The 2,992-nt window shown below is 32.2% G+C and carries 3 protein-coding genes and 1 pseudogene; all 4 read left to right on the top strand.

Going from position 1 to position 2,992, the window contains the following annotated elements; genetic code table 11:
* Positions 1 to 336, top strand: a pseudogene (locus EGI31_RS14350) (helix-turn-helix domain-containing protein); the annotation flags it as partial.
* On the top strand, positions 336 to 854 hold the full coding sequence (locus EGI31_RS14345) for a PIN domain-containing protein (protein WP_255035925.1): 519 nt from the start codon (positions 336 to 338) through the stop codon (positions 852 to 854). The pseudogene EGI31_RS14350 and the gene EGI31_RS14345, both read left to right, overlap by 1 nt.
* A 102-nt stretch (positions 855 to 956) precedes the next feature.
* Positions 957 to 2,573 carry a hypothetical protein gene (locus EGI31_RS14340; protein WP_255037906.1) on the top strand — a complete coding sequence of 539 codons (1,617 nt, stop codon included), beginning with the start codon at positions 957 to 959 and terminating at the stop codon, positions 2,571 to 2,573.
* The gene (locus tag EGI31_RS14335; RefSeq protein ID WP_255035927.1) at positions 2,563 to 2,931 is read left to right on the top strand and encodes a hypothetical protein; all 369 of its coding nucleotides are present in this window, start codon (positions 2,563 to 2,565) and stop codon (positions 2,929 to 2,931) included. Before EGI31_RS14340 ends, EGI31_RS14335 begins: the two co-directional genes overlap by 11 nt.
* The last annotated feature ends 61 nt before the right edge of the window (positions 2,932 to 2,992 follow it).

Below are 2,992 nucleotides of genomic sequence, written 5' to 3'. Positions count from 1 at the left end.
ATAGAAGTGTTTTCTGAAAAAAGGAAGAAAGTGGCTTTTGCAGAGCTAAAGCAGCAAAAAGAATACTACGGACTATCGATACAAGCCATTTTGATGCGGCTCAGAAACTTGGAAATCATCAATGATTCTACTTACAAGGGTTTTATGATTTGGATGACCAAAATGGGCTATCGAACCAAAGAACCCGGGCAATACGCAGGAGTAGAAAAAGCCATGCGGTTTTCTGGTTTGGTTTATCGGGCGGCCATAGAGGAAGTGGTATCCTTAAGTAAAGCAGCCAGTTTGGCCGGGCAGAGTTTGGGGGATTTTAGACGAACATTAACAGGAAACAATTAATGACGCAAGCCCACACAACATATCGAATAGCCATAAATGACGCAAACTTATTATTTGATTTGTTTGATGTTGATTTGATTGACGCTTTCTTTCAATTAAACCTCGAATTTCATACTACTTCATTGATTATTGGGGAATTAGATATTGAACAAAAGGCCAAAATTCAGACACATATTGATTCTAATAGGCTCAAAATTAGAGAGATAGAGCTAAGCGAAATAGAAACATTTAAAGGCTTGACAGTACAAACCAAGAAGCTTTCAATTCCTGACTTGTCATTATATTTTTATGCAAAAGAGTTAAAAGAATTCATGATTTTGACGGGAGACAATAAACTAAGAAAGGAGGCCGAAAAATTGGGTTTTGAGGTGCATGGCGTTTTGCGGGTTTTTGAGGAAATGGTCAACCAAAAAATTTTGCAAAAGCAATTGGCTGTTCAAAAATTAGAAGAATTAATGAAAGTCAATTTGTGGTTGCCAGTTAGAGAGTGTGAGAAGTTAATTGGAGTTTGGATTTGAATATTATTAAAATTAGTTTTTGTAATTTTGATAATGAAAAGTTAATAATGAGAAAGTTAGCTACTTGAATTTAGAAAATTGTGAAAAAGAAAAAAGTTGATTATGAGAAAAAAAAGCAAAAAAACTAACTGCTGCTCTGAAGATTCTAATTTGATAAATTTATGCGAATCTATTCCAGTTGCAAATACCTACTTAGAAATAGATTCACAACAGTTGGCTAATTTAGGTATATCCGATAGATATTTCAATAGAAATTATTACAACGGAATAAATCCCTTGACGGACTCAACTGATTTAATTTTAAGACAAAATAATTTTAGAACAAGTTTACTCTCCGATAAGAACCATTGCTCAAATTTAGAAGGATTTGTTTCAGTTTCAAATAGCTACTTGGGAGTTGGTTCGCCCCAAATAGCTACCATTGGTGCCTCTGATAAATATTTTAATAGAAATGTTTATTCTGGAGTAAATGCAGTGGCAAACTCAACTGATTTAATTTTGGGACAAAGTACTATTAGAACAAGTGTACTTTCTGACAACAAGTATTTGTTAAATTTAAATGAATCTGTTTCAACTGCAAGTACTTATTTGGGTGTAGGTTCGCCTCAAATAGCTACCATTGATGTATCGGATAAATATTTTAATAGGAATATTTATCCTGGAGTAAATGCGGTGGCAAACTCAACTGATTTAATTTTGGGACAAAGTACTATTAGAACAAGTGTACTTTATGACAACAAGCATTTGCTAAATTTAAATGAATCTGTTTCAACTGCAAGTACTTATTTGGGAGTAGGTTCGCCTCAAATAGCTATCAATGATGTTTCGGATAAATATTTTAATAGGAATATTTATCCTTGTGTAAATGCGGTGGCAAACTCAATTGATTTAATTTTGGGACAAAGTACTATTAGAACAAGTGTACTTTATGACAACAAGCATTTGCTAAATTTGAATGAATCTGTTTCAACTGCAAGTACTTATTTTGGAGTAGGTTCACCCCAATTAGCTATCACCAGTGCATCGGACAAATATTTTGATAAGAGCGTTTATTCTGGGGTAAATCACTTGCCAAGTACAACTGATTTTATTTCAGGTAAGAGTACTATTTCACCAAGTTTACTTTCTGACAAGAGCCAATGGACAAGTTTAGTTGGAGCTGTTTCAGTTGCAAATACATCTTTGGGAATAGGTTCTTTCGAATTGTCGAACTTTAATGCAGTCGATAAATATTCCAATAGGAGTGTTTATTCTGGAGTAAATCACTTGGCAAGTACAACTGATTTTATTTTAGGAAAGAGTACTATTTCACCAACTTTACTCTCTGATAAGAACCAATGGTCAAGTATAGCTGGTGCTAATTATTTTGGAAGTGATAATAAATTTGTGGAAAGTCTAAACATTGGCCACTTAAATAAGCAATTAGGTAAAAATGGTTATTTAACAAATCCGATTTCTGCAATTAAAGAATATGATGTTTTTAATATAGGTAATGACTTTTTAAAAATAGAAAATAAAGATTTAGAAAGATGTATTAAGCAAGAATGCCAAAGGATTGCTGAAATGGTTAAAATTGACCCAAATCATATTGGTTTGGAAGCATGTGGAACATCTCAAAAGCCAATTTTTAATATTTACTTTGTTTTTACTGGGTCTATTACAAGTAACAATTTACAAATAGGGGATAAGAATATAACAATAGTCAATTATGGAAAGTAAATACAGTTTTCCTAATGCAGTATTTAATGCAAATAATATCGCAATAGGTGATAATAATCAAAATTTATTCTTTGATGAAAATTCAAATGAGAATTATACGCCTATTGAAAAAGAATTAGTCAGTCTAATTTTTCAAAATACTGCCAATGATAAAGAGCGGGAAGAATTACTTTCTATGTTAAAAAACTATCGAGATTCTTCTGAAGATGAAAAAGATAAAGTTAAACCTATATTCTTTAAAAAATTTAAAGATTTATCTGAAAAAACTTCGATTGCTACCATTGCAAAAATTGCTTCGGAGTATTTTGGAAACAATTTTTCCGACCTGAAAGACTATGTTGAAGCTTCTGTCAAATAAGGGGTTAAGACTTTTTGGATTTAAAAACCCCACTATTATAGCCCATATCATCTTGGAAATT

Origin of the sequence: Lacihabitans soyangensis, from assembly GCF_024343775.1 — a bacterium.
Taxonomy (GTDB): domain Bacteria; phylum Bacteroidota; class Bacteroidia; order Cytophagales; family Spirosomataceae; genus Leadbetterella; species Leadbetterella soyangensis.
The sequence above is the reverse complement of the archived record's forward strand: the minus strand, read 5'-3'. Positions and strand labels throughout refer to the sequence as shown.